This window comes from Sorangium sp. So ce1036 (assembly GCF_051369805.1).
GTDB classification, from domain to species: Bacteria; Myxococcota_A; Polyangia; order Polyangiales; family Polyangiaceae; genus Sorangium; species Sorangium cellulosum_F.
Genome location: NZ_JBBMOX010000002.1, coordinates 528271 through 552906 on the forward strand (window position 1 = coordinate 528271; position 24636 = coordinate 552906).

At 71.0% G+C, this 24636-nt stretch carries 16 protein-coding genes; 13 read left to right on the forward strand and 3 right to left on the reverse strand.

The genetic code is table 11. The features are described from left to right. Positions 1 to 3 precede the first annotated feature (3 nt). From WMF31_RS39055 to WMF31_RS39065, 3 genes are read right to left on the reverse strand one after another with little or no spacing between them, the layout of a single operon-like run. Positions 4 to 1446 (reverse strand): hypothetical protein, encoded by a 1443-nt coding sequence (locus WMF31_RS39055; RefSeq protein ID WP_436606967.1) that lies wholly within the window; start codon positions 1444 to 1446, stop codon positions 4 to 6. Beyond that, positions 1443 to 2753 (reverse strand): ParA family protein, encoded by a 1311-nt coding sequence (locus WMF31_RS39060; protein ID WP_436606968.1) that lies wholly within the window; start codon positions 2751 to 2753, stop codon positions 1443 to 1445. The genes WMF31_RS39055 and WMF31_RS39060 overlap by 4 nt, the downstream gene beginning before the upstream one ends. Next, positions 2750 to 3262 carry a hypothetical protein gene (locus WMF31_RS39065; protein WP_436606969.1) on the reverse strand — a complete coding sequence of 171 codons (513 nt, stop codon included), beginning with the start codon at positions 3260 to 3262 and terminating at the stop codon, positions 2750 to 2752. The genes WMF31_RS39060 and WMF31_RS39065 overlap by 4 nt, the downstream gene beginning before the upstream one ends. 268 nt (positions 3263 to 3530) lie before the next feature. Between WMF31_RS39065 and WMF31_RS39070 the strand changes: the two genes are divergently transcribed. The 13 genes from WMF31_RS39070 to WMF31_RS39130 all read left to right on the forward strand — a co-directional run bounded on the left by WMF31_RS39070 (position 3531) and on the right by WMF31_RS39130 (position 24588). Beyond that, positions 3531 to 5816 carry a hypothetical protein gene (locus WMF31_RS39070; RefSeq protein WP_436606970.1) on the forward strand — a complete coding sequence of 762 codons (2286 nt, stop codon included), beginning with the start codon at positions 3531 to 3533 and terminating at the stop codon, positions 5814 to 5816. Next, on the forward strand, positions 5729 to 6313 hold the full coding sequence (locus WMF31_RS39075) for a hypothetical protein (protein ID WP_436606971.1): 585 nt from the start codon (positions 5729 to 5731) through the stop codon (positions 6311 to 6313). Before WMF31_RS39070 ends, WMF31_RS39075 begins: the two co-directional genes overlap by 88 nt. 478 nt (positions 6314 to 6791) lie before the next feature. Next, complete coding sequence (locus WMF31_RS39080) at positions 6792 to 9935, forward strand: DISARM system helicase DrmA (protein WP_436606972.1); 3144 nt, start codon at positions 6792 to 6794, stop codon at positions 9933 to 9935. Positions 9936 to 10094: 159 nt separating this feature from the next. Continuing rightward, positions 10095 to 10538 carry a hypothetical protein gene (locus WMF31_RS39085; RefSeq protein WP_436606973.1) on the forward strand — a complete coding sequence of 148 codons (444 nt, stop codon included), beginning with the start codon at positions 10095 to 10097 and terminating at the stop codon, positions 10536 to 10538. A gap of 108 nt (positions 10539 to 10646) precedes the next feature. Then, positions 10647 to 11333: a hypothetical protein gene (locus WMF31_RS39090; RefSeq protein WP_436606974.1), complete on the forward strand. Its 687-nt coding sequence runs from the start codon at positions 10647 to 10649 to the stop codon at positions 11331 to 11333. Between the two features lie 241 nt (positions 11334 to 11574). Continuing rightward, positions 11575 to 12675 carry a tryptophan 2,3-dioxygenase family protein gene (locus WMF31_RS39095; RefSeq protein WP_436606975.1) on the forward strand — a complete coding sequence of 367 codons (1101 nt, stop codon included), beginning with the start codon at positions 11575 to 11577 and terminating at the stop codon, positions 12673 to 12675. Further along, positions 12672 to 14729 carry a DCC1-like thiol-disulfide oxidoreductase family protein gene (locus tag WMF31_RS39100; protein WP_436606976.1) on the forward strand — a complete coding sequence of 686 codons (2058 nt, stop codon included), beginning with the start codon at positions 12672 to 12674 and terminating at the stop codon, positions 14727 to 14729. Before WMF31_RS39095 ends, WMF31_RS39100 begins: the two co-directional genes overlap by 4 nt. A gap of 9 nt (positions 14730 to 14738) precedes the next feature. Continuing rightward, a complete protein-coding gene (locus tag WMF31_RS39105; RefSeq protein WP_436606977.1) occupies positions 14739 to 16910 on the forward strand; it encodes a hypothetical protein in 2172 nt (723 codons plus the stop codon). Between the two features lie 632 nt (positions 16911 to 17542). Then, positions 17543 to 18583, forward strand: coding sequence for a hypothetical protein (locus tag WMF31_RS39110; protein ID WP_436606978.1), 1041 nt, complete (start codon positions 17543 to 17545; stop codon positions 18581 to 18583). Between the two features lie 1244 nt (positions 18584 to 19827). Further along, positions 19828 to 20688: a hypothetical protein gene (locus tag WMF31_RS39115; RefSeq protein ID WP_436606979.1), complete on the forward strand. Its 861-nt coding sequence runs from the start codon at positions 19828 to 19830 to the stop codon at positions 20686 to 20688. Between the two features lie 43 nt (positions 20689 to 20731). Beyond that, a complete protein-coding gene (locus WMF31_RS39120) occupies positions 20732 to 21526 on the forward strand; it encodes a hypothetical protein (RefSeq protein WP_436606980.1) in 795 nt (264 codons plus the stop codon). Between the two features lie 543 nt (positions 21527 to 22069). Continuing rightward, entirely contained in the window at positions 22070 to 23368 is a 1299-nt protein-coding gene (locus tag WMF31_RS39125; protein ID WP_436606981.1) for an ABC transporter substrate-binding protein, read from the forward strand. 89 nt (positions 23369 to 23457) lie between these two features. Beyond that, complete coding sequence (locus WMF31_RS39130) at positions 23458 to 24588, forward strand: substrate-binding domain-containing protein (RefSeq protein WP_436606982.1); 1131 nt, start codon at positions 23458 to 23460, stop codon at positions 24586 to 24588. The last annotated feature ends 48 nt before the right edge of the window (positions 24589 to 24636 follow it).

The following is a 24636-nucleotide window of genomic DNA, read 5'->3' on the forward strand; positions in this document are numbered from 1 at the left end:
GCCTCAGCGCACAGGCGGGATGCCTCCACGGCGGCCGAGACCGAAGCCGATCCGGTAGACGTCGGGCATGTTGAAGCGCCCATCGCTCATCACCTCGAAGACCGACAGGTCCTCCAGATCCTTGCACAGACCCCAGTGCCCCTCGCTCAAGCGCCGCGGCGGGACGCCGCTCGAATAGGCCTCGAGCTCCTCGAGCACGCCCTCTTCATGCCAGCGGCTCTCGATTTCCTCGAACTCGCAGAGGAGGGTGAGACCCCGCAGGGGCCTCATGACGATGTCAACCCACGGGAAATCTTCGACGATCTCGCGCACGCGGATGCGCGACGCGTCCTGGACGCCCTGCTTGAGCGCCTCGTGGTGCAAAGGATACTTCGACGTGTAGCGGTCGTCCGTCGCTGCGGCGCGCATGGCGGAGAGAAAGCTCCGAGGGCTGACTTGACCCTGAGTGTCCCCGAGGTGGTTCGGGAGCCACGTATACGGGAAGCCCTTCTTCGGGCCTGCACCCATGTAAGGCCCGGTGATGGCGTGGAAGATCGCGCGCTGAAGGTCCTCATCCCGGCGCATGTCGTCGGGCATCGACCAGACATCCTCGAGCTCCTCGAAGATCTGCCTGAACTGCCGAGCACACCCGTCGCGGAAGGCATCCCCGCCTCTCTCCGCGTTCGCGAGGTGCTGCCACAGGAGCGCGAAGAGCTCCGCGCGTGGCCAGCTCAGCCTCACCTCGCCGGCGAAGACCTTGGAAGCGTCCGGAAAGTTGCTGACCTCGGGAGAAGACAGCAGATCGGGCCTCACGAACGCCTTGGCGCGGATGGCCCGATAGGAACGGAACTCGAGGAGGATCTGCAGCAAGCCCTTGAGCAACCTGCGCAAATCGCCCCAGTCGTCCGCGGTCTGATCGAGCGCATCGAAGATGACGAGGTGCTTCCGTCGTTCTGAGCGCAGCTCGACGTCCACCTCGTAAAGCGCCGTGTCCAGCTCGTCGGGGTTCTGCTTGACCCAGGCGACGCGCTCCTCCCACGTCTTGCCCAGCCGCGCCCTGGCCGGCGCGGGCAGGACTTGATACGCCACGATGGTGCGCCAGATTAGGCGAGGCTCATGCGTTCGGAGGAGCTGCCGGAGCCTGTCCTTCCTGGGATAGCTCGGCAGCGGCGCCGAGCCGAAGCCTGGGCTCACCTGCGTGCTCGCGGCCACGACACTCGGGCCGAGCACGCTCGCGAGGAGCGCGCGGTGCTCCTCCCGCTGCAAAGCCGCCCACCAGAGGCTCTTGCCCGATCCGCGGATCCCCTGCACCAGCATCGTGTCCGGGCTCAGCGCCCGCGCGTGCGCGCGGGGGACGTACACGAACTGCGGTGCGGGCGGCTCGTCGCCGAACTGGCTCGTCTGCTCGGGGATCGAGCTGACGATGGCCTCACGGAGAGCCTCAGGAGGAAACGGGCGCGGGATCATCTCAGCGGGATCCCCAGGAGCTCGGCGGCGCCTCGAGCGAAGCGGCCGCAGGCGGCCTCGAGTTGATCCTCGGGCACCGCCTGGGGGCGGCGCACCGGGTCGAACTCCTGGAGAGCCCGCGTCCAGTAGATCTCGAGGGGATGATGCGGCGCGGAGCTGTCGTGCAGGTCGTAGTTGAACGTGGAGACGGCGCCGGGCGGGACGGCGTCGTACAGCCGCCGGGCGAAGGTGCGATAAGAGCTCTCCAGCAAGCTCGATAGATAACGGTCGCGGTCGGTCTCCGGGATCAGACCGGCGACGACCTTGAGGTTCTCGCGTACCGCCCGCGCGCGCGCCGGATGGCGGCTCCACTGCTGGAACAGGAGGTCGTAGCCATTCCACGTCTGCGCCGTGTTGCCCGCGAACAGGAAGGCCATGGCGCCGAGGCGGGTCACGGTGATCGCCGCCAGATCGTGCAGCCCTGCCCGGCTGTCGAGCAGGACCACGTCGGGTTGCTCGTGTGCCTCGAGCTGATCGAGCATGACCTCGAGGCGCTCTGCGAAGCCGAGCGGCCTGCCCGCCTCCTCCGATTCCATGTAACACCTGGTGAGCTTCGCGAGGTAGTCTCCCTTGCTTCCACCTGCAGGTACCACGCGGATCTCCCCCGCGGTATCGGTGACGAGCGGGCTCGCCTGCACCATGTCGCGCAAGAGCGATTCGTCGGCCTGCCCGACGGCTTCTTCCACGAGCCAGTCCACGACGCCGAAGTCGGGCAGCGCATCGCTGGGGAGCAGGGTGGTGCTGACCCCGGGGGACTCCAGATCGAGGTCGACGACGAGGACCTTCTTGTCGGCCTTGGCCAGCCGGTAAGCCAGCGCGACGAGCGCCGTGGAGCGCCCCACGCCGCCCTTGAGCCCGAAGAACGTCGCCCGCGGCGGCCCCGCCGCCTCGTCTCCGCGGAGCGGCGCGCGCGTCCAGTCTTGCCCTGTCAGCCGCCGATCGAGCAGCCGGACGTCGCCGCGGCCCTCCGTGAGGGGGAGCGCATCCTCGGCCGCGAAGGTCGCGTCGGGCGCGAACATCTCGCCGCGGAACACGAAGATGTCGTCAGGACCCGGGCTGTACGCTCCGAGCCGGGCGTGCAGCTCGTGCGCGAGCTCCGCGTGCCGCGGCCGCCGCTCGGCATCGACGGCCAGGCTGATGCGCCCGTAGAGATCGCGGACGAGGACCATCGAGCCACCGAGCTCTTCCGCTCGTCGCCCGAGGAATTCGTTGGCCCGCTCCATCGCCTCGTCGAAGCGGACAGGACGGTTCTGGCTCGATGCGCTCACGTGGTCCCCTTGTCCTTCGTCTCCGATGACCCCGGCCCGGCCGGCGGTTGCCCCGCGCCTTGGGCGGATTTCTTCGCCCCGTCCCGTTCCATCCTCTCGAGCACCGCGATGCATTTGCCGGCGGCGTCGCGATGCCGGTCGACGGCCGCCGACGCGAACGCCGCGGTGGCGTGGTAGCGCTGGAGAACGTGCCAGTCTCGAAAGGGGTTCTCCCTGTAGGCGCTGGTCAGAGCGCTGAAGTAGCCGCCGGCCTTGCGTCCCTGAAACAGCCGCAGGACCTCGGTCCAGATCTTGTTGACGTGATCCCTGAACCGTCCCTCTATCGAGCCATCCGCCCCGAAGTGCCTCGCGCACTCGGGCCGACACGCCATGATGCCGATGAGCGCGCACTCGGCGGCGAGGCCGTAGAAGTGGTCCGCGCCAGGGAGCCGACCGTCGTTCTTCAGGAGCTCCGCATCGGCGTAGTGCCGCTTCGCCGCCTCTGCGTAATTGTAGTCGCCCATGGTCATCGGGTCGCGAGCTGCCGGTAGCAGACCAGAGCAGCCGGCCCGACGCGGACTCTGCCTCGCTTCGCGACCCGAAGGAAGGGGCTCCCGCAGGATCGGGGACGAGGGTGCGTCCGCCCCCGACCCGCCGCGCCCCGTCGCGCCCGTCCGTGGAGGGGGCCCGCGCGCCGCGAAGCGCTTGCCGGCGGTGGCGCCGAGGTGATGAGGTAGCGTGGAGCGCGCCGCGCGCGCCCTGCGCCGCCCCTCGGCGCGCAGGTAGACCGGTAGATCCATGTCCGACGTCGAGCAACGATTCCACGAGACCTGGCTCGGGATGGTGCAGCCCATCGAGGGGCTGGTGGTGTCCATCCCTGTCCTCGCCGATGCCCAGTGCATGGAGCGGCAGCCCCCGGAGACGCAGGCGCGGCTCCTTTCCCTGTGCCCGCCGAGCCGCGAGGACGAGAGCGGCCCGGCCGGGCGCGGCATCGGCGACCTCCCGCGGTTCTTCGCCGAGCTGCTCGGGCTCACGCCGGACCTCTTCGACGCCGGCGACGCGATGCCCGAGGAGCTCTCGCTGTACGTGCCCGAGGGCAAGCAGACGCTGCGCCCCACCCTGGCGCTCCGCAAGCCGGGGGGGACCGCGGCGCCGCCGGACGGGGCCGAGGCGACGCCGGCGAGCGGCGCGGGCGCGCGGTACGAGGCGCTCGTCTGGGACGTGCCGCGCGGGCTCGACCTCGACCGGTCCGAGACGGTCACGGGCACGTGGGATTACCCGCCGGCGGCGAAGCTCGACCGGCTGCTGCGGCACTGCCGGGTGCCGATCGGCCTGCTCACGAACCGGGAGGTCGTGCGGCTCGTGTACGCGCCGCACGGCGAGTCGTCGGGCGCGATCACGTTCCGCATCGACGACATGGCGACCGTGGGGGGGCGGCCGATCCTCGACGCGTTCGTGATGCTGCTCTCGGCGGGGCGCTTCTTCGGCGTGGCCGCGGACCGCTCGCTGCCGGCGCTGCTGGCCGAGAGCCGGAAGCGCCAGGCGAACGTCACGAACGAGCTCGCGGAGCAGGTGTTCGACGCGCTCCAGATCCTGCTGCGCGGGTTCGAGGCGGCGGCCGAGCGCGACGGGCGCGACCTGCTCGACGACGCGCTCGCCCGGGCGCACGACCACCTCTACAAGGGGCTGCTCACGGTGCTCCTGCGGCTCGTCTTCGTGCTCTACGCCGAGGATCGCGGGCTCTTGCCGGTCGAGCACCCGCTCTACCAGGGGCACCTCTCGCTGCTCGGGTTGTTCGAGCAGCTCCAGGCCGATCACGGCGCGTATCCCGACTCGATGGCGCGGCGGTTCGGCGCCTGGGGGCGGATCGTGAGCCTGTTCCGGGCCGTGTACCTCGGGGTGGAGCACGGGACGCTGCGCATGCCGCCGCGGCGCGGGTCGCTGTTCAACCCGCACACGTCCCCGTTCCTCGAGGGCTGGGGGCCGGCGGGGGGCGCGCCGATCGGGCAGGCGGAGGCGCAGGCCGAGGTGCGGGTGCCGACCGTGGACGACGAGACGGTGTACCGGGTGCTGGAGAAGCTGCTCGTGTTCGAGGGGCAGCGGCTGTCGTACCGGGCGCTGGACGTCGAGCAGATCGGCAGCGTGTACGAGGCGCTGATGGGCTACCACGTCCGGCGCATGTCCGCCGAGGCGGTGTGCATGAAGCCGGACCGGCTGTGGGTGACGGCCGAGGAGGTGCTGGAGGTCCCGGCGGGGCGGCGGGCGAAGTGGCTCAAGGAGACCGTGGGGCTGAGCGCGGCCCAGGCGGAGAAGCTGGCGCAGGAGATCGCGGCGGCGAAGGGGGCCGGGCAGGTCGTCGAGGCGCTGGCGAAGCAGGCGGCCGGCGGGCGGAAGGCGGAGCGCGGGCTGACGCGGGCGAAGGCGGGGCAGCTCGTGCTGCAGCCGGGGAGCGAGCGGCGGCGGACGAGCTCGCACTACACGCCGAGGAGCCTGTCGGCGCCGATCGTGCGGCGGACGCTGGAGCCGCTGCTCGCGGTCATGGGCGAGGCGCCGGCGTCGGCGCGGATCCTGAACCTGAAGGTCTGCGACCCGGCGATGAGGTCCGGGGCGTTCCTGGTGGAGGCGTGCCGGTTTCTGGAGGACCGCGTGGTGGCGGCCTGGACGCGGGAGGGGGCGCTGGAGGCGATCGGCGCGGAGCACGGAGATCCGCTGATGCACGCGCGGCGGCTCGTGGCGCAGCGGTGTCTTTATGGCGTCGACAAGAACGACGCGGCGGTGGAGCTGGCGAAGCTGTCGCTGTGGCTGGTGACGCTGGGCGGGAGCTGCCGTTCACGTTCCTGGATCATGCGCTGTGCCACGGGGACTCGCTGGTGGGGCTCGACTTCGACCAGATCCGGAGCTTCCACTGGAAGCCGGGGAAGCAGCAGGAGCTGTTCACGAAGGAGCTCGACGCGGCGCTCGGGGAGGCGATCGCGCTGCGGCAGCAGATCCTCGAGATGGCGGAGCAGGACGACGGGGTGTCGCAACGGGAGAAGGAGCGGCTCCTGTGGGACGCGCAGGACGCGCTGGACCGGGTGCGGCTGATCGGCGACGTCGTGGTGGGGGCGTTCTTCGCGCACGAGAAGGACAGGGAACGGGAGAAGGAGCGGGAGCGGCGGCTCGACCGGGTGACGGCGTGGCTGCGGGAGGGCGGACCGCCGCCGGATGAGCTGAAGGCGATGGCACGAGGGGCGGCGTCGCGAATTTCCCGCTCACGATCCAGGTGCTCAAGGAGAAGGACTGGGCGCCGGCGGTGGTGCAGCGCAGACAGGAGGAACTCGCTCGCGTGCTCAAGGGCACGTGGGCAGGTTGATGGGGTGGAGCACATGGAGATCACTGCAAACGACCTGTTGCCCTTGGTGCTGAAGCTGCCCCGCGACGAGCGCGTCCGGCTGGCCAGGCTGGCGCTGGCGGCGGCTGCCCAGGACGGTCCAGCGGACGCGGCCGCCTATGCGAAGATGCCCGTTCAGCAAGACGAGCTCGGTCATGACGCCGACGAGATGCTCGCCTGGGACGCCGAGGGCTGGGAGGACGTCCCGTGAGGCGCGGAGAGGTTCGCTGGTACACCTTCCACCCGCCTGATAAACGTCGCCCCGTCCTCAATTTGCGCGCGACTCCGTGGTCGAGAGCTTGAACGAGATCATCGTCGTCCCTGTCACGCGCACCATTCGAGGTCTCTCGACCGAGGTGGTGCTCACCGAGGAGGACGGAATGCCGGTGGCCTGTGCGGCCAATTTCGATCACGTCAGCCTCGCCCAGCGTTCCCGGCTCGGCGCCATGCTGTGCACCCTGCCGGAGAGCCGGTGGGATGAGGTCGATAGCGAACCTCGAGGGCGGCCGCGCTCCGACTCGCGGCTACCATGTCGTCCTCCAGGCGGCAGCGGAGCGCATTGCGGCGAACGCTCCGACAAAGCCGGAGATCGGAGCGGCGCTGGCTTGCCATCGAGCTCGCCAGAGGCGCGAGGCCGCCCTCGCGAAGCGCTTGTCCGGCAGCGCACACCGGGCGATCGTGCTTCCACGATGCCCTCCTCGACCGATGTTCGCGCTGGCCTCGTCGCCGCCCTGGAGGCCGATCTGGTGGGCCCCTTCGCCCCGGGGACCCCTGCCGGCGCCGCCGAGGAGCTGCTCCCCCTCCCCCCGTCGCGCTGGTACCTGACCGGCTTCCTCGCGCCGCAGGCGGACCGCGAGACGCACGATCCCACCGCCGACGACGAGTTCACCCAGGCCGGAGAGGACGACGACGAGGAGAGCAGCCCGCCCGAGCTGGAGCCGAAGCAGAAGAACCACTTCCCCGCCTCGATGGGCCTCTCCGTCCTGCTGCCCAGGGACCCGGGAGAGCCCGAGACGGTCCGGGCGATGGTCACCTTCGCGGAGTACGTGCGGGAGGAACAGAAGACCGACGAGCCGCGCAGGCGAAAGGTCGTCTGGCGCAGGGTGCCGCAGCCGCCGCGCAGCGTCGAGCTGCCGCTCGATGCAAGGGCCATCGAGGAGGGCCTGCCGCTCCCCGATACGCCCGGCATCCAGGTATGCGGCAAGCTCGAGCCGGCCGACGCGCCGGGCCTGTCGGGGACGCGCGCGCTCTCGCTGTTCGTCGTGAACCGCCGCCAGCCGGGGGAGCGCGGCCAGCAAGACGCGCAGTTCATCTTCCAGGTAGAGCTCGAGCTCCACTACGCGCGCGGCTTCGTGCCCCGCCCGAACCGGAAGGGCGAGGGCGCGCCGGATCCCGACGATCGGGTCGCAGATCTCCAGTTCCGCGCGCACTGCGAGTGGGCCGTGGGGCACGGGGTCGCCGTCGAGGCGCCCGACGGGCAGCGGTCCGTGACCACGCTGCGAACGACGTGGATTCCCCGATACGAGGTGCGCCGGGTGAAGACGCGCAAGGACGAGCGGGTCGTCACGCGGATGGAGGAGCTGGCGGAGCTCGCCGCGCGGGCCCTCGAGGACGGCGCGGCGGCGGACGGCCGGCCGGGGGCCGCGGTGGCCGCGGCGCTCCAGCCGCTCGTCGAGGCCTACACGGCGTGGATCGGCGACCAGGCGAATATCCCCCTCGACAGCTCGCGGCGCGAGGAGACCCGCAAGCTGCTCGTCATCAAGCCGGCGCGGCGCGCGTGCGCGCGGATCCAGGCCGGGATCGACCTCCTGGCCCGCGACCGGGAGGTCCTCGAGGCCTTCGGCCTCATGAACAAGGCGATGGCGCAGGCCGCGCTGCAACGGAACCCGGACCGTTACGGCAAGGACAAGCGGCCGACCTGGCACCTCTTCCAGCTCGCCTTCGTGCTGCTCAACCTGGCCGGCATCGCCGATGAAACCCACGAGGACCGGGAGCAGGTCGAGCTCATCTTCTTCCCGACCGGCGGCGGCAAGACGGAGGCGTACCTCGGCGTGATCGGCTTCACGCTGCTGCTGCGCCGGCTGCGGGGACGGCGGCGGCCCGATGGCGGGCTCGGGGTGGCGGTGCTCCTCCGGTACACGCTGCGGCTCCTGACGCTCGACCAGCTCGGGCGCGCCGCGACGCTCGTCTGCGCGCTGGAGCTTCTCCGGAAGCAGCATCCGGAGAAGCTCGGCCAGGTGCGCTTCGCCGTCGGACTGTGGGTCGGCCGGTCGGCGACCGCCAACACGCTGGAGCAGGTGAAGAAGCTGGTCATCGAGTACAAGAACAGCTCCTCGAAGAGCGCCTCGTCGCCGTTCCCGCTCACCAATTGCCCCTGGTGCGGGCGACGGCTGGGCCGCGACAGCCTGGTGCTCGCGCCGAGCCGGACGGCCCCGGAGGAGGTGGTCGTGAGCTGCGTGACGCCCTCCGGGGAGCCGCCGAGCGACTGCGCCTTCAGCCCCCGCAACAACGCCGAAGGCCTGCCCGTGCTCTTCGTGGACGAGCAGATCTACCGGGAGCTGCCCGCGTTCCTCGTGGCCACCGTGGACAAGTTCGCGATGCTGCCGTGGCGCGGCGAGACGGGGATGCTGTTCGGCCGGGCCGCCGCGCGCGAGGGGAAGAAGTTCCACGGGCCGATGGATCGGCCGCCGAAGGGGGCGGCCCCGCTGCCCTCGGGGCTGCTGCCGCCGGAGCTCATCGTGCAGGACGAGCTGCACCTCATCGCTGGGCCGCTCGGCACGATGGTCGGCCTCTACGAGACCGCCATCGAGCACCTCTCGTCGCGGCCCGGCGGCGCGAAGCCGGTCCCGCCGAAGGTGATCGCCTCGACGGCCACCCTGCGGCGCGCCCGCGAGCAGATCCGGGCGCTGTTCGGCCGCGAGCAGATGGCGCTCTTCCCGCCGCCCGGCGTGGATCACGCCGAGACCTTCTTCGCCACGCTGGATCGCACGTCCCCCCGGACGGCTGTACGTCGGCGTCGCCGCGCCCGGGCGGCCGCAGAAGGCGATCTTGCTGCGCACGTACGTGGCGCTGCTCGGCGCGGCGCAGGAGCGGTTCGACCCGAGGGGCGAGGACGATCAGCCGGCCGACCCCTACATGACGCTGGCGGGCTACTTCAACAGCTTGCGCGAGCTCGGCGGCATGCGGCGGCTGGTCGAGGACGACGTGCGCACGCGCGTCGCGACGATCGAGCAGCGCGTGCCCGAGGGCCACGCGGGGCCGCACCCGTGGGCGCGGAGCCGGGCGATCTCGATGCCCGTCGAGCTCACCTCCCGCGAGAAGGCCGGCGCCATCAAGGAGGCCAAGGACCGCCTCGGGGCCGCCCACACCGCGAAGGAGCACGTCGACGTCCTCCTCGCGAGCAACATGATCTCCGTCGGCGTCGACATCGACCGGCTCGGGCTGATGGTGATCGCGGGTCGGCCCGCGGGCTCCGGAAGGTGCCCTGCTCCACGACGCCGCCGACGGCGAGCTCCGCGCCGATTTCTCGGGCCCACGAGCGGATTCGTGGACTACGCTGGCCCCGTGCTCAGGCCCCTCCTCGCCGCCCTCGTCGCGCTCGCGCTCTCACCGGCGTGCATGGTGGGCAACGTGCCCTCCAACGCGCTGCCGATGGTCCGGTCGCGCGCCACGTCCGATCTCGACTGCGCCGACAGCGAGGTGCAGGTGGAGGAGCAGCTCGGGGGCCGCTTCCAGGCGGTCGGCTGCGGCCGCAAGGCGTACTACCGGGCCGCGTGCGAGGGGCTCCGCTGCGTGGTCCACGACGAGGGCGAGGCGATCGTGCCCTGGCGTGATCGCCCCGAGCCGCTCGCGACCGAGCGGTAGGCCCGGCGAACCCGCGATATCCCGGCCTTTTTTGGGGCACACGCGCCGGGGCTGAGGTAGCCTGCCGCGTCTCGACGCATCCGCTGCAGGGGTTCGGCCATGGCCTTCATCATCACCGGGAGCTGCACGTGACCGACAGGGAGCCGGCCGACGCCGCCGCCGAGCCCGGGCCGACCGACGCCGCCCGAGGGGCCGGACGGGCGGGAGAGGAGCCGGGCGTCGCGCCCGACCGGGCGGACGGCGCGGAGCCGCGGCGCCGCTCGAAGAAGCGCGGCAAGCGGCGTGACGCGGAGGCGGCGTCGCCCCCGCCCGAGGGCGTGCCGGCGCGGCCGCGCGATCCCGCGCTGGAGCGCGTCCAGCAGGCGTTCGAGCGGGGCGACTACGCGCTCGTCCGGGCGGAGGCGGGGCGGCTCGCGCGGGAGGCCGAGCGCGCCGACGTCCGCCGCGCGGCGCGGGAGCTCCTGCGCCGGATCGACCCCGATCCGCTCGCCGTGATCCTGCTCCTCGCGGCCGTGGCATTGCTCGCGTTCCTCTCGCTCTGGTACTGGTCGCACGCCCACGCGGCCCCGTGACGCCCGAGGGGAGGCAGCGACGTGACCGCGGAGACCGAGGAAGCAGCGACGTGACCGCGGAGACCGAGGAAGCAGCGACGTGACCGCGGAGACCGAGGAAGCAGCGACGTGACCGCGGAGACCGAGAGGCCCCCGCTCCGCCCCGCCGCGCGGCGCCTCGCCGCGCTCGCGCTCGCGCTCCTCGGCTGCGGCGGCGCCGGCCGCGCGGCGCCGCCCCCGGCGTGGAACGCGGCGCCCGACGGGCAGCCCGGCGTCTCCTCGGGCACCCGGGCCGAGCGCTACTTCCCGCTCGTCGACGGGTACATCTACCACTACGCGACCACGAACGAGGTCGGCGAGCAGGGCCTGCTCGTCGCGCGCGTGCACCGCGCGGGCGCCCGACACGGTGAGCTCCGGTTCCCCTCGGGCGTGAGGCGCTTCGAGTTCACCGCCGGGGGCGTCGTCCGCAGCGACACCGGCGCCTTCGTGCTCAAGGAGCCGATCGCGCCCGGCACGACCTGGATCGGCGAGCACGGCGGGCGCGCCCGGATCGCGGCGGTCGACGTCGCCATCGAGGTGCCCGCGGGCCGGTTCTCGGGGTGCGTGCAGACGGTGGAGGAGCGCCTCGGCGATCGGCCGGCGCGCTTCGTGTCGACGTTCTGCCCCGACGTCGGCGTGGTGGCGATCGAGGCCGCCGGCGCCACGAGCCACGAGAAGGCGGAGCTCCGGAGCTACGCGCCGCCCGTCGACGTGGGCCCCGACGGCGTGCGTCGCGTCCCGGCCGAGCCGCCGCCCGCCGCGGCGAGCCCGCCGTGAGCGCGCCGGGCGTCGGTGCGGTGCACGACAGGCGCAGCGCCGGGCTCATGACAACGACGGCCGCCCGCTCGACGCGCAGTTCTTGCGACACGCGCATTCCTTGCGACGCACGCCGGCGCGCTTCCGTTTTGCGGGGCGCGGGAAGTAGACTCCACGCGCCGCTCACGGGAGCCCGCGCGGCGCTCGCCAGTGAGCACGCCGCGCACGCTCCTCGGGCGCAGATCCCGCGATCGCTACCGACATGAACTACTGGGATTATATCCACGTCGAGGAGCTGCTCGCCCTCCAGGGCGGGTTCGACGACGACGAGAAGAAGGTCAGCAACGACGAGGCCCTCTTCATCGTCGTCCACCAGATCTACGAGCTCTGGTTCAAGCTCATCCTCCGCGAGCTCACCTCGGCGCGCGAGCTCTTCCGCCAGAACCCCGTGCCCGATCAGAAGCTCGCCTCCGCGGCGCGCTCCTTCCGGCGGGTCGTCACCATCTTCGAGCAGGCGATCCAGCACTTCCGGGTGATGGAGACGCTCACCACGCGAGACTACCTCGACTTCCGCGATCGCCTGATCCCGGCCAGCGGCTTCCAGTCGGCGCAGCTCCGCGAGATCGAGGTGCTGATGGGCCTCGACGACGCGCTCCGGATCCCGCTCGGCCGGGAGGGGAGCTACAAGGAGGCGCTCAAGACCGCCGACGGCTCGCCGTCGTCGGCGACGCGCCGGCTGGAGGCGCGCCTCGCGAGCGGGCCCAGCCTCAAGCACTACCTCGACGAGTGGCTCTCGCGGACGCCCATCGACGGGTCGAGCGATCCGGACGCGGTCCTGCGCTTCTTGCGCAACTACATCCGGTCGATGCGCGCGGAGAGCGAGCGCAGGGTGCAGATCGCGATCGACAAGGCGCTCACCCCGGCCGACGTCGACCGGCTCCGCGCCCGCTACCAGGCGGAGAACGCGAACGCCGAGGCGTTCCTGCTCGCCGAGGACGACCCGCAGGCCGACGCGGCCACCCGCGAGAAGCGCCGGGCGATCCGCGCGGCGATCGTCTTCATCGAGAGCTACCGCGAGCTGCCCCGGCTCGCGTGGCCGCGCGAGGTGCTCGACCGGATCCTGGAGATGGAGCAGGCCATGCTCATCTGGCGGCAGCGCCACGCGCGCATGGTCGAGCGGGTGATCGGCCGGCGCACCGGCACGGGCGGCTCCGCGGGGGTCGATTACCTCGACCAGACCGCGCTCCGCTACCGCGTCTTCGGCGATCTGTGGACCGTGCGCTCCCTGCTCCTGCGCAAGCCGAGCGTCCCCGAGCTCGAGCACGCGTCCGATTACGGCTTCCGGGTCGAGGACTGTCCGTGAAATCACTTCGCGATCACTTCTTGCGGCTCGACGCCCGCTCGCTCGGGCTGTTCCGCATCTCCTTCGCGCTGGTCCTGATCGCCGACCTCTTCACGCGGTGGCGGTGGGTGCGGGACTTCTACTCGAACGAAGGCGTCCTGCCGAATCACAACCACCTCTTCAACCTCCGCGACAAGGAGCAGGTCTTCAGCCTGTTCCATGCCTTCTCGACGGTGGGCGAGGCCCACTTCGCCTTCTCGCTCACGCTGGTCGCCTACGTCCTGTTCCTGATCGGCTACCGGACGCGCGTCTTCCACGTGCTCTCGGTGGTCCTCCTCGTGAGCCTGACGTCGCGGAACATCCTGCTCGAGAACGCCGGCAACTACGCGGCCATAGCGCTCCTCGCGCTCACCGCCTTCCTGCCGTGCGGGAGCCGCTTCTCGCTCGACAGCCTCCGCGCCTCCATGGCGCTCCGGGACGAGCAGCGCGACACGGAGCTCAACGACAGCTCGACGACCCCGGAGGCCGAGGTGCAGGCCGGGCGCCTGCCCGGCTGGTCGCCGACCTCGCTCGCGGCGCTCGCGGTGCTGCTGCAGCTCGGCCTCATCTACCTCTGCTCGGCGCTCCAGCAGCGCGGCGACGCGTGGCGCGACGGGACGGCGTTCTACTACGCGCTGCACGTCGACAGGTGGGCGAGCGACGCGGGCGCGTGGCTCCGCGGGGCGCTGCCGCTCGGCACCCTGACCGGGCTCACGTACGGGTTCCGGGCGATGGAGCTCGCGATCCCGGCGCTCCTCTTCGTCCCCGCGTTCTTCCGCTTCACGCGCGGGATCGCCGCGGCGCTGATGCTCCTGCACGGGCTCCTCCTGGGGCTCCTCTTCGACTTCGGGCTCTTCGGCTGGGCGCTCGTGGCCGCGGCGCCGCTCGTGCTGCCCGCCGAGCTCTGGGACGCCTACGAGCGCTCCTGGAACGAGCGGCGGGCCCGCACGATCGTCTACGACGCGGATTGCGGCCTGTGCCTCACGATCTGCCGCCTGCTCAAGCGGCTCGATCTGCGCGGGCACCTGGCGTTCCAGGGCAACACGGCGCTCGACGAGCTCCTCGTCCGCAACCAGACCGGCGCGACGGAGCACCTGCCGATGCCGAAGGAGGTCACGTCCGAGCTCGTGGACCGGACGGTGCTCGCGGTCGACCGCAACGGGCGGGTGTTCCTGCGCGGCGCGGCCGTCACCGAGGCGCTGCTGGCGCTGCCGTTCGGCTGGCTCGCGTGGCCGCTCAAGCTGCCCGGCGTCTCCCACCTCCTCGACGCGGCGTACGAGCTGGTCGCGACGCGACGGCACCGGATCAGCGCGCTGCTCGGCAAGCAGGCGTGCGGCATCCCGCTGCCCGACGAGGCCCACGCGGACGGGAGCGGCGCGGAGGACGACGCGCCCGCCGGGCCGGCGCCGGCGGCGCGGACGGCGCGCGCTGTCGCGGGATCGCTGCGCGAGGCGGCGGTGCTGGTCGTGCTCGCGGCGATGATCGCGCAGACGGCGAAGGAGAACCCGCTGCCCGGCGCGGCGGCGATCCCGCAGGGCAAGGTGCTCGCGGCCGTGGCGTCGTGGCCGCGCATGCTGGCGCGGTGGGACGTCCTCGCGCCCGAGCCGCCGCGGAGCAACGGGCTGGTGGTGATCGACGGGCAGACGCGCGCGTCGCAGCCGATCGATCCGCTCACGGGCGAGGAGCCGGGGCTCGACCCTGCCGGGCACCCCGCCGCGGGGCTCGGCCAGCTCTGGACCGATTACCTCGATCGCATCCGGCGGCCGGCGTGGTCCGGGTTCCAGCGGGCGTTCCGGGACTACCTCGCGAAGGGCGGGCCGCTCTCGGAGGGCGGGAAGCGCGACAATGCGCTGTCGGGCTTCGACGTGTACTGGATCGCCGCGCCGATCCCCGCGCCCGGCGAGCCGCCGCCCGGGTCAGACGACATCGAGCGGGAAAAGGTGATGTCGCACTCGCGGGGGGGCACGAAGCGGCTCAACGTCGGGCCGGGGCGGTCGCCCCGCCCGGTCCTCCGGCGACATCAACCGCTGAACTGAGGCGCTCGCATGGCTGAGCGTGAGAGGGACCCGGGCGCCGCGGACACCGCCGCGCCGCCCGGAGAGGGCGCGCCGTCGCCGTCCGAGGCCGCGGCGTCGCGCGGAGAGGACGCGCCGGCAGCGCCGTCCGAGGCCGCGGCGGCGCCGTCCGAGGCCGCGGCGGCGCAGCAGGTCGGGGCCGCTGCGCCGGCGCCGCGGGCCGGGGGGAGCCTCCGGCGCGCGGGGCGCTGGATCCGCGAGCGTTACTGCACCATCGACGTCCGCACGCTCGGCTTCTTCCGGCTGGTGCTCGGCGCGCTCCTCGTGGGCGACTGCCTGCGCCACTGGGCCGAGGCGAGCTGGATCTACAGCAACGACGGGGTGCTCACCAACCACTTCCACCTCTTCCGCCCGAGCAGCGGATACAACTTCAGCCTGTATCACGCGTTCTCGTCGACCGCCGAGGTCCACGTCGCGTTCGCGCTCTCGCTGCTCTGCTTCTTCTGCTTCTTCATCGGCTGGCACACGCGGCTGTTCTCGATCCTCTCCTTCCTCCTCGTGACGAGCCGGGACAACCGGATCGTCATGATCGAGAACGGCGGCTATGTCGTCGTGAACCTCATCACCTGCTGGGCCATGTTCATGCCGACCGGCAGGCGCTTCTCGGTCGACGCGCTGCTCCGCTCCTTCCGCGAGCGGCGGGAGCGGACGGCCGCCGATCTCGCGGACCGGAGCCGCCCCGCGTGGGCCGAACGCCCGTATGTCTCCGGGATCGTGCTGCTCGCGATCCTGAACCTGGCGACCATCTATTACTTCAACGTCGTCAACAAATCGGGCCAGATCTGGCGGCGTGGCGAGACGGTGCATTACGTGCTGCACCTCGATCGCATGGTGACGGGGATCGCGGTCTTCGCGCGGGAGCTGCTCCCGTTCTGGGCGACGAAGGGGATCGCCTGGGCGGTCCTCGTCCTCGAGGCGCTGCTCGTGACGTGGATCCTCTCGCCGTACGGCCGCCGCCTCACGCGCCCGCTCGCCATGGCGGGGATGTGGGCCCTGCACGGCACGTTCGGCGTGATGATGCGGCTCGGGCCGTTCTCGTGGTTCATGATCGCCTGGTCGTTCCTGCTGCCGACGTCGCAGCACTGGGACGCGCTCGAGCGGTGGTATCGCCGCCGCGCGGCGCCCCGGGTCGTCGTCTATGACGGCGGCTCGCCGCTCGCCTTTGCCTTGATGCGGCTGCTCGTCCGGCTCGACCGGCTCGAGCTGCTCCGGTTCGAGGAGGCGCGGCCGGCGCCCGCCGCGGAGCTCGCGGCGGCCGGGGGCGAGGCGCGCCGGCCGGAGCTCTTCGTGGCGCGCGATCCGCGGGACGGCCGCGTGTTCCAGGGCGCCGCGGCGCTGCGGGAGATCCTGCGAGCGCTGCCCGGAGGGCGCTTCGCGCGGCCGCTCGTCTGGGGGCTGACCCTCGGCGCGCCCGGGGCGCTGCTCGGGCTCGCGGCGCGGCGGCGCGACGAGATCGCCCGCTTCTTCGGGCTCGGGGCGCGGCCCTCGCGCCGGGCGCAGGCGCAGGCGGCGGCGGGCCCGTCGCCGCTCGCGGAGAAGATCGCGCGCGGCCGGGTGATCGCGCGGGAGACCTTGATTGCGTATCTCGGGCTCTGCGCGGTGAGCCAGGCCATCAACGAGAACAAGAGTGTTCCGGCCTTTCTGAAGCACACCCAGCCGAAGGTCGTGCAGGCGACGATCGTGTATCCGCGCCTGCTCCAGGGGTGGGGGATGTTCGCGCCGAACCCGATCACCGACGACGGGTCGATCAGCGTCGACGCGATCACCGTGGATGGGCGACACGTCGATCCGTTCACGGGGCTCCCGCCGGACCTGGACCTGACCGACGCGCGGGGGCTCGGGCTCGGGCAGATTCAGCAGGACTATTTCAACCGGATCCGGCTCGACCGGAACAAGGTGTTCCGCAGGCCCGGCCTCCAGGACTACCTGCTCCGGTACCACGAGCGCACCGGGCGGCCGGAGGACGAGATCGTCGCGTTCGACGTCTACTGGGTGCGGGATCAGTGCCCGAAGCCCGGGGAGAGCGCGCCGTACAAGAACGAGGCGATCCCGATCCTGTCGTACCGGAGGCCGGGGTACCGGCCGCGCCCGGGGCTGCCGCCGCTGCCGCCGGCGCTGAAGGAGCGGAGCGCGGGGAACTAGGGCTGCGTCTTCCAGGGGCGTTCCAGGACTGGATCCACGATCGGGGGGGGCGGCGGTCGCCCTGGTGAAGGCCTCGCCGGTGGCCCGGCTCAGGGCGCGGGGGTGGCTCCGGGCATCGCCTCCGGGGCCGGCGCTCCGGCGGGCGCTCTATCGTTTGCCCGCCTCCGCTCTGGCCCCTCCGGCAATGCCCGGAGCCACCCCCGCGCCCTGGGCCTACGCTGGTTCAAGAGAGACAATCCGCGCAACCAGGGACGAGCCTGGTCAACGAATGGGCCGTGACGAACGCAGGCGCCCCAGGGAACCCGGAGCGTGTCGGCCGACGCGGAGACGGGCACCTCACCGTTCCTGTCAGGAAGGGGCGCCTCTGGCCCGTTGATGCATGGATTTGGAGAATTTTGGCGCGCTCGACGTAATGCATGTGGCGCGCGTGACGTAGGCCCTCGTGCCGCGCATCCCGAGCGCAACCGTGCGGCGATCTCTGATAAGAGAGGCGGTCGAGGGTGGGAGATCGCGCTGGCGAGCTCCCGATCCGGGGGCTTGACCCCGAGCCCGGGGAACGCCGAGCCGCCGAGCACCTCGCAGGCTGCACAGCGCGCCCTTGTTCCGCGGAAGACGCCCCGGGAGATCCGACCATGCGACGCTCGCCACGAAGCCTGATCACCGCGGTCCTGCTGCTGTACTCGTGTCCGGCCTCGGTGGCGGCGGAGCCGCTCCCGCGGCGCCCGCCGCCGACCGGCCCCGAGCAGGAGATGCTCGACGAGGCGGAGCGGCTCGTGGACCAGGGGCGAATCGCGGACGCGCGCGACATCCACCTGACGCTGTGGCGGCTCACGAGGAGCGCCTCCGACGCATTCCGCGTGGGGATGCTGTCGTTCAGGTTGCGCGAATTCCCGATGGCGGCGGAGTTCCTCTCCATCTACTTCGACATGGTCGGCACCCCCGATGCGCCGAAGATCTGGGTGCCGCCGGGCTTCAAGGAGAGCTACGAGCTGGCGCGCGCCAACTTCGCCGAGGCGCGGCGGCACGTCGGCGCGATCGAGGTGCGCGTGAGCGAGCCCGGCGCTGCCGTGCTCGTGGACGGGCGCCAAGTCGGCGTCTCCCCGCTCCCGCGCCCCGTGTACGTCGCTCCCGGCCAGCGCCGCGTGGGCGCGCAGCTCGCAGGGGCGCAGGTCGAGGTACCGGTCGCCATCGACGGGGGCGGCGACCGGACCGTCTGGCTCATGCTCCCGTCCGCCCGAGCGGATGCCCCCGCGCGCCCCCCGGCGAGCAAGCCGGTCGATCGGCCCGGCGCGGGGCCGGCTCGGTCCGCGCGCGACCGAGCGCTCCGGTGGTGGACCGTGGGCGGGCTCGCGGCCACGTCGGTGGCTCTCGGCGTCGTCGGGGGCATCTCGGTCGCGGAGGCCAACGACGCGGCCGGCGAGCGGGACGCCGCCTTCGTCCGGGCGCGCTGGGAGGTCTTCCGTTGCCGGCCGGGGCTCCCTGCCTGCGACGCCCATGCCGAGGCCGACGGGCGCGCGAGGACCTTCACGGCCCTGTCGGTGGGCGCCTTCGTCGGGGCCGGCCTCGCGGCCGGCGGCGCCGTGGCCGCGGGGTTCCTGCTCGCTCCGGAGACGACGGTCCGCGTCGGGGCCGTGGGGAGCGCCCCCGGCGTGGCGTTCTCCTTCGCGTGGTAGCGCCCGACCTCGCACGGGCGTGCTTCCGCGTGTGGCGCCAAGCTCATTTTTTTATGGGTCAAAGCCCACATCGGAGAGAATTTTGGCGCGCTCGACGTAATGCGATCTGCGCGCATCTTTCGACACCCAACTTCGAATCTCCCTGTCCTCTGCGCGACGACGCCTGGTATCGTGCCGCGCATGTGGAAGCGGCGCCTGAGCGCCCCCTGCATGGTGCTCCTGGCAGGCGTCGTCTGGGCAGCCTGCAGCGGTGACGCTTATATCGATGTGGAGCAGGAGCCTCCGTGCGATTCGACGGCGGACTGCGGGGCCGACCTGACCGGAGCGGAGTGCATCGATGGGCGTTGCCGGTGCCCGGAGCTCGGGGACGTGAGCTGCTGCGAGCCTGGCGCCAGGGAGGAGGAGGGGGATCGTTGCGAGCGCGCGTGTCGGCCCGTCCGCGAATGCATCGCCGCGCCCTGCGAGGCGGCTCGGGACTGCCCAGGGCCCGTGGACCCGCGGTGCGGCCAGGCGCTGTGCGTCGCCGGCGTCTGCAGGTTGGCCCTGCGCGAGCAGCTCGAGCACCAGCGCGCTGGCGACTGTCGTGTCGTCAAGTGCGACGATGCCGGGGCGACCCGGGTCGAGCATTCAGCGAGCGACGTCTTCAACGATGGCAACGAGTGCACGATCGACCGCTGCGCCCACGGAACCAGCGTGCACCTGCCTCACCCGACCGGGCCATCGCCGGAGACGTCGGGATATTGCAAGGACGGTGAGTGGGTTGGTTGTCTACGAGACGAGGACTGTGGAAACCCCTCCTATGCATGCTCCACGTCCGGCAGGTGCGTCCACGAATGGTGCGAAAACGGCATCCTGGACGTCTCCTCCGGAGAGACGGCGCTCGACTGCGGCGGCCCCTGCGATCCCTGCGAGTCCGGACAGCCGTGCGACAGCGACGACGATTGCGTCGAGCAGATCTGCGCCGAGGACGGGACGTGCGCGCACGCGCGCTGCGGCGATCGGGTGCTCAACGGCGCGGAGACGGACGTGGATTGTGGCGCCCCATCGTGCCCCGCCTGCGATTCAGGACAGAGGTGCGGCTCACACGAGTCATGCCAGAGCGGCGTGTGTGTGGACGGCTTGTGCCGCGACGCGACGTGTAGCGATGGAGTGATGAACGGCGACGAGGCCGGTCGCGATTGCGGCGGCTCCTGCGCCGTGTGCCCGCTGTACGTCGACCGCCCAGACATCGGACACGAGGGATCATGAACAGACAGAGAAGCTTCGCCGCGGCGATCGCGGCGCTCACCATCGCGTCGTCCTGGCTCGCTTGCTCGGACCCTCCGCCGCTTCCCTACATTCCGCCGCCGGAGTGCAGAGGCACGGAGGAGTGTGAGTTGCCTTATAATGTGGACCCGAGGTGCGGGGAGGTGGCCTGCATCGAGGGCGCCTGCGTGCTCGAGCTGTACGAGACATCGAGGAGCCAGTATCGAGGCGACTGTGAGATCACGCGCTGCCATGACGGGCAACGGGTCGCCGAGCGTGACCCGGACGACGTGTGGGACGATGGCAACCCGTGCACCGAGGACGTCTGCGATCCGACCGGGCCCGTCAACAAGTATGTCAGACCTTCCCCTGCGCCCTCCGGCTCCGGATTCTGCAATGGCAGCGGACAGGAGGTCACATGCCTGTACGACGCGGACTGCGAAGATCCGACGCGGTTCTGCTCCCTCCTCGGGAACTGCATCCCCCTCGAGTGCAAGAACGGCATGCTCGATCCTGATTACGGGGAGACCTACATGGACTGCGGCGGTCATTGCGATCCGTGCAGGATAACGCGGCCGTGCAATAGCAAGTATGACTGCCTCACGGGCGTGTGCGGGCCAGATGGGACCTGCTCCGTCGACCGCTGTCTCGATCGCGTGCAAAACGGTAACGAGACCGACGTGGATTGTGGATTTGGTTGCTACCCCTGCGCGGACGGATACAAGTGTCGGGCCAATGAGAACTGCGAGAGTGGTATTTGCTTCGCTGGCGTGTGTCAGCCACGCACGTGCAGCGACGGCCGGCGGAACGGGGAAGAGGAAGACGCCGACTGCGGCGGGGACTGCCCTCCCTGCAGGTGACGGGCGCTCGCCGGCGGCGAAGAAGATAGGAGCGGAGGACCTCATGCACAACATCGGGAGAGCGGCCGCGATCGCCGCCCTGGGCCTCTCGGGGGCGGCGTGCTCACCGGACGAGTATCGGCCCCTCGCGGAGGACGAGGTGGTCACCATCGCCGTCCACGGGTACAGCGCGCCGTTCGTCCGCGATGGCGTCGAGTACCGGGGCGATGCGGAGGCTTATGTCCGGAAGACGGAGCCCAGCAACGCGTTCGGCGTCCGGGAGACCGGCGACGGGGAGTACCTCCCCGACACGTTCGTCGTGCACAGCGGCCAGGAGGAGGTGGAGCTCCGTTGCATTTTCTGGCACGACAGCTATCCGGAGGACAACCTCATCGCCGCCATGTGCCGCGGCTACCTAAGGCGGGCCGAGCCCGGCCAGGCGATCCAGGTCCGGTTCAACGACTTCGACGGATTCGAGGTCGTGATGCCCGAGCTCCCGGAGCTCACCACGCCCGAGGAGGACAGCGAGTTCAGCCTCAGCTCGGGCGAGGATCTGGTGCTGTCGTGGGAGCCGCTGGGCACCGACGACCGGATGGGCTGGTCTCTCGGACCTGTCAGCTTCGACGATCCGGGGCCTTGCGTGGATGACGTCTCCTGGGATCGTTCGGATGGCTTCACGGAGGACACCGGCTCGTTCATCATTCCCAAAGAGTCGTACCCCACGGGTCTTCCCGCCGAGGGGTGCGAGGCCTTGCTTCGGTTCGACCGCGGCCGCCTCGGGACCACGGACCCTGCCATCCAGAGGGGCTCGATCCTCGCCCGCCAGCAGTACAAGGTGCGGATCACGCTGAAGCCCTAGAGCGCCGATCCGGTTGAACAAGCGAGAGCTCAACCGCCAAGGCACCAAGGACGCCAAGAATTGATTCTCTCCTTGGCGTCTTGGTGCCTTGGCGGTTCGAGTTTCTGCACTTTTCAGGTGGTTGCAACCCGTTTGTCGCCCCAGGTCCGCGTCCCCGAGGTCGTCCGGAGGTCATCGCGGAGGGGCCTGCGCTCCGGCGTGCCACGAACGGGGCCCGCCGGAGCGCAGGCCCCGCCCCACGCTCGCGGTCGTGCCCACCTCTCGGCCTGAACGCCGCGTTGCACGGACAGTGAGCACGACGCTGACGACGGCAAGCGGCGCCGGGCGAGCGTGGGCTACATTTCATGACGGTTTGCATGTCCACGCCATGCCCCCCCCTTGCGGTCATCTCGAATCCCAATAATGCGTCCTTGACAGATCGTTCCTCGATGCGTTGTCATCCGCGCTCGGGGGTCGAGAATGCCGTCCGGGATACCTGCCTCCTCGGATCGATCCGAGCGAGGCAGCAAGCGGTTCGCCTGTCGCAAACGGCTCATTCACTGCATGGGGATCGGGCTGCTCGTGGGGCTCGCGTCCCTGGGCTCGGCATCCTGCGCTCCGACGGCGCCCGCTCGCCCCGAGGACGCGGTCGTCCTGGGGGCGCTCCTGCCCTTCTCCGGCAGCGAGTCGGCGATCGGCCGGAACCTCGAACAGGCGATGTTGCTCGCCGTCGAGGACGTGAACGCAGCGGGGGGGCTCGACGGGAGGCCGTTCTACCTCCGGAGCCGGGACAGCCACTCGAGCCCGGAGCGTGGGTTGGAGCAGCTCTTCGAGCTGCTTTACACGGATCAGGTCGCCTACCTGATAGGGCCCGAGGAGAACGAGCTCGCCCGCAAGATCGCGCAGGACGTGACGGCGCTCGACGTGTTTCACATGCTGCCGGGGTATGCCGCGCCCACGGTCGCGCGCAGCGAGACGAAGGGAGGCCGGATGCGGCTCGCCCCTTCCGCGTTCCACGTCGGCTGCGCCCTGGCGAAGCTCGCCGTCTCCGAGCACATCGACACCGTGAACAGCCTCACGGCGCGGGACGACTACAACGTCGGCGTCAGCAGCGCGTTCTCGACCCGGTTCACGGTGCTCGGGGGCACGATCCTCCCCTCGGTGACGTTCACGTCGGGCGAGCAGACGTACACGACCCAGATCAAGGCCGCGTTCGGGTCGCGCGCCGAACGCACGCTCCTGGCCGCCTACCCCGCCACCGCCTCGACCATCGTGACCGAATGGACCGTCTCCGGACGCCCGGGCACCTGGTTGCTCGGTCCTGCGCTGCGCACCGAGGTGCTCCTCGCCAACATCCCCACGGGCGCTCTCGATGGCTTCCTGGGGGTCTCGCCGTCGCTCAGCCTGCGCAGCGAGTGCCATGTCGCGGGCGGCGCCCAGGGGACGGTCGACTGCACGACCGGGAACGCCGCGGCCTTCATCGCGCGCTTCTCGCGCCGCTGGGACGGTGAGGCGCCGCTGCCCGCGGCGCACTTCTACTACGACGGCGTCGTCCTGCTCGCGATGGGGCTCGTGTACGCCCAGGCGACGAGCGGGACGATCCCGTCGTCCGGATTCGAGCTGCAGAAGATCGTCCGCGAGCTCAACCGCCCCGGCCATGACGCGGCCTCGTGGCGGGACATGAAGGGGGCGATGGCCAGGCTCCGCGCGGGGATCCCGCTGCGGTACGTCGGGGCAGCGGCCGAGTACGAGTTCGACGACTACGGGGCGAGCAGGCATCATTTCATGCAGCGGTGGACCATCGACGGCGACGGCTTCGTCGACCTCGCCCCCGTTGCCGTGGACTGCCCCTTCCGCCAGTGATCTCGCTGCGCGCTCGAGCGTCACGCAGGCTCGATTCTCACGCAGGGGCTCCGCGAGCGACTGGAACCATGAGGGACGAGGAGGGATCCATGACGAGGACTGGACGATGCTGGATGACGGCGCTGGGGCTCATGTTGACGACGGCGGCGTGCGGATCGAGCGACACGGCCGGATCGGACGAGAGGGCCGAGCCCATCAAGCGAGCGCCGACGGTAGAGAACGAGTTCACCCCGGTGGAGCTCGAGGCGACGATCGACGCGCTCGTCGCCAGGATCAACGAGAGCTCGCTCGAGCCGATGCAGATGGCGGTGCTGGTGAAGTCCATCGACGGCTTCTTCGCGCCGGTCGCCACGGGCGCGGGCCGAGCCATGGGCGAGCTCGGGGCCACGGGGAACGTGGTCGCGGGCCTCGGCCGGACGGGCGAGCTGGAGCAGAGGGTGGAGCACCAGAACGAGCAGATCCGACAGGCGGTGGCGGGCGGCACCGAGGGGATCGGCATCGCGCCGTTCGGCCAGGGCAACGCGGCCGTCATCGATGAGGCCGTCGAGGAGGGGATCCACGTGGTGACGCTCGACACCGATCTGAAGGACTCGCGGCGCTCGATCTACGTCGGGACCATCAACGAGTCGGCCGGCGCCACGGCAGGGAGGACCCTGCTCGAGGAGCTGCCCGAGGGGCCGGGGACGGTGATCCTCCACGGCAGCACCGATCAGACCTGGGCCGACGGGATGGATCGGACGCGGGGCGCCCAAGAGGTGCTCTCGAAAGCCGGTTACACCGTGGTGGTGAGCTCGGTCATCTGGTCCAACGAGAAAGAGCTCGACGATGTCGAAGCGATGAAGACCGCGATCGTGGCCGCGGACCCGCCCGTCGTGGGAATGCTCGGCCTGTTCAGCGTGTCGTATCGCTGCGCGATGGCCGCGGAGGCCGCGGACCAGCCGGGCCTTCCCATCGTGGCCTTCGACTTCGATCCGAAGACCGTCGGCTACATGCGTCAGGGCCGCATCAAGGCCACGCACGTCCAGCGGCAGTACTACGAGGGGTACCTCGTGCCGTACATCCTCTACGGCATGAAGAGCATCGGCCTCGAGGCGACCAGGGACATCCTCGCCCGGCACATGGTCGACGAGACCCGGTTCGACCTCGGCATCGACGTGGTGCCGGGGGACAAGGTCGACGACTACAACGCCTTCCTCGACTCGATCGGCGCGAATCAGTAGCGATGTCGTAGCTCGAGGACGAGCTGGAGCGCTGGACGGGGTGAACGC

What these genes read in the sequence shown, in the direction of transcription:
- WMF31_RS39055 (WP_436606967.1), bottom strand. Translation starts at nt 1,446, where the DNA reads ATGATCCCGCGCCCGTTTCCTCCTGAGGCTCTCCGTGAGGCCATCGTC.
- WMF31_RS39065 (WP_436606969.1), bottom strand. Translation starts at nt 3,262, where the DNA reads ATGACCATGGGCGACTACAATTACGCAGAGGCGGCGAAGCGGCACTAC.
- WMF31_RS39070 (WP_436606970.1), top strand. Translation starts at nt 3,531, where the DNA reads ATGTCCGACGTCGAGCAACGATTCCACGAGACCTGGCTCGGGATGGTG.
- WMF31_RS39075 (WP_436606971.1), top strand. Translation starts at nt 5,729, where the DNA reads ATGGCGGAGCAGGACGACGGGGTGTCGCAACGGGAGAAGGAGCGGCTC.
- WMF31_RS39080 (WP_436606972.1), top strand. Translation starts at nt 6,792, where the DNA reads ATGCCCTCCTCGACCGATGTTCGCGCTGGCCTCGTCGCCGCCCTGGAG.
- WMF31_RS39095 (WP_436606975.1), top strand. Translation starts at nt 11,575, where the DNA reads ATGAACTACTGGGATTATATCCACGTCGAGGAGCTGCTCGCCCTCCAG.
- WMF31_RS39105 (WP_436606977.1), top strand. Translation starts at nt 14,739, where the DNA reads ATGGCTGAGCGTGAGAGGGACCCGGGCGCCGCGGACACCGCCGCGCCG.
- WMF31_RS39110 (WP_436606978.1), top strand. Translation starts at nt 17,543, where the DNA reads ATGCGACGCTCGCCACGAAGCCTGATCACCGCGGTCCTGCTGCTGTAC.
- WMF31_RS39115 (WP_436606979.1), top strand. Translation starts at nt 19,828, where the DNA reads ATGAACAGACAGAGAAGCTTCGCCGCGGCGATCGCGGCGCTCACCATC.
- WMF31_RS39120 (WP_436606980.1), top strand. Translation starts at nt 20,732, where the DNA reads ATGCACAACATCGGGAGAGCGGCCGCGATCGCCGCCCTGGGCCTCTCG.
- WMF31_RS39125 (WP_436606981.1), top strand. Translation starts at nt 22,070, where the DNA reads ATGGGGATCGGGCTGCTCGTGGGGCTCGCGTCCCTGGGCTCGGCATCC.
- WMF31_RS39130 (WP_436606982.1), top strand. Translation starts at nt 23,458, where the DNA reads ATGACGAGGACTGGACGATGCTGGATGACGGCGCTGGGGCTCATGTTG.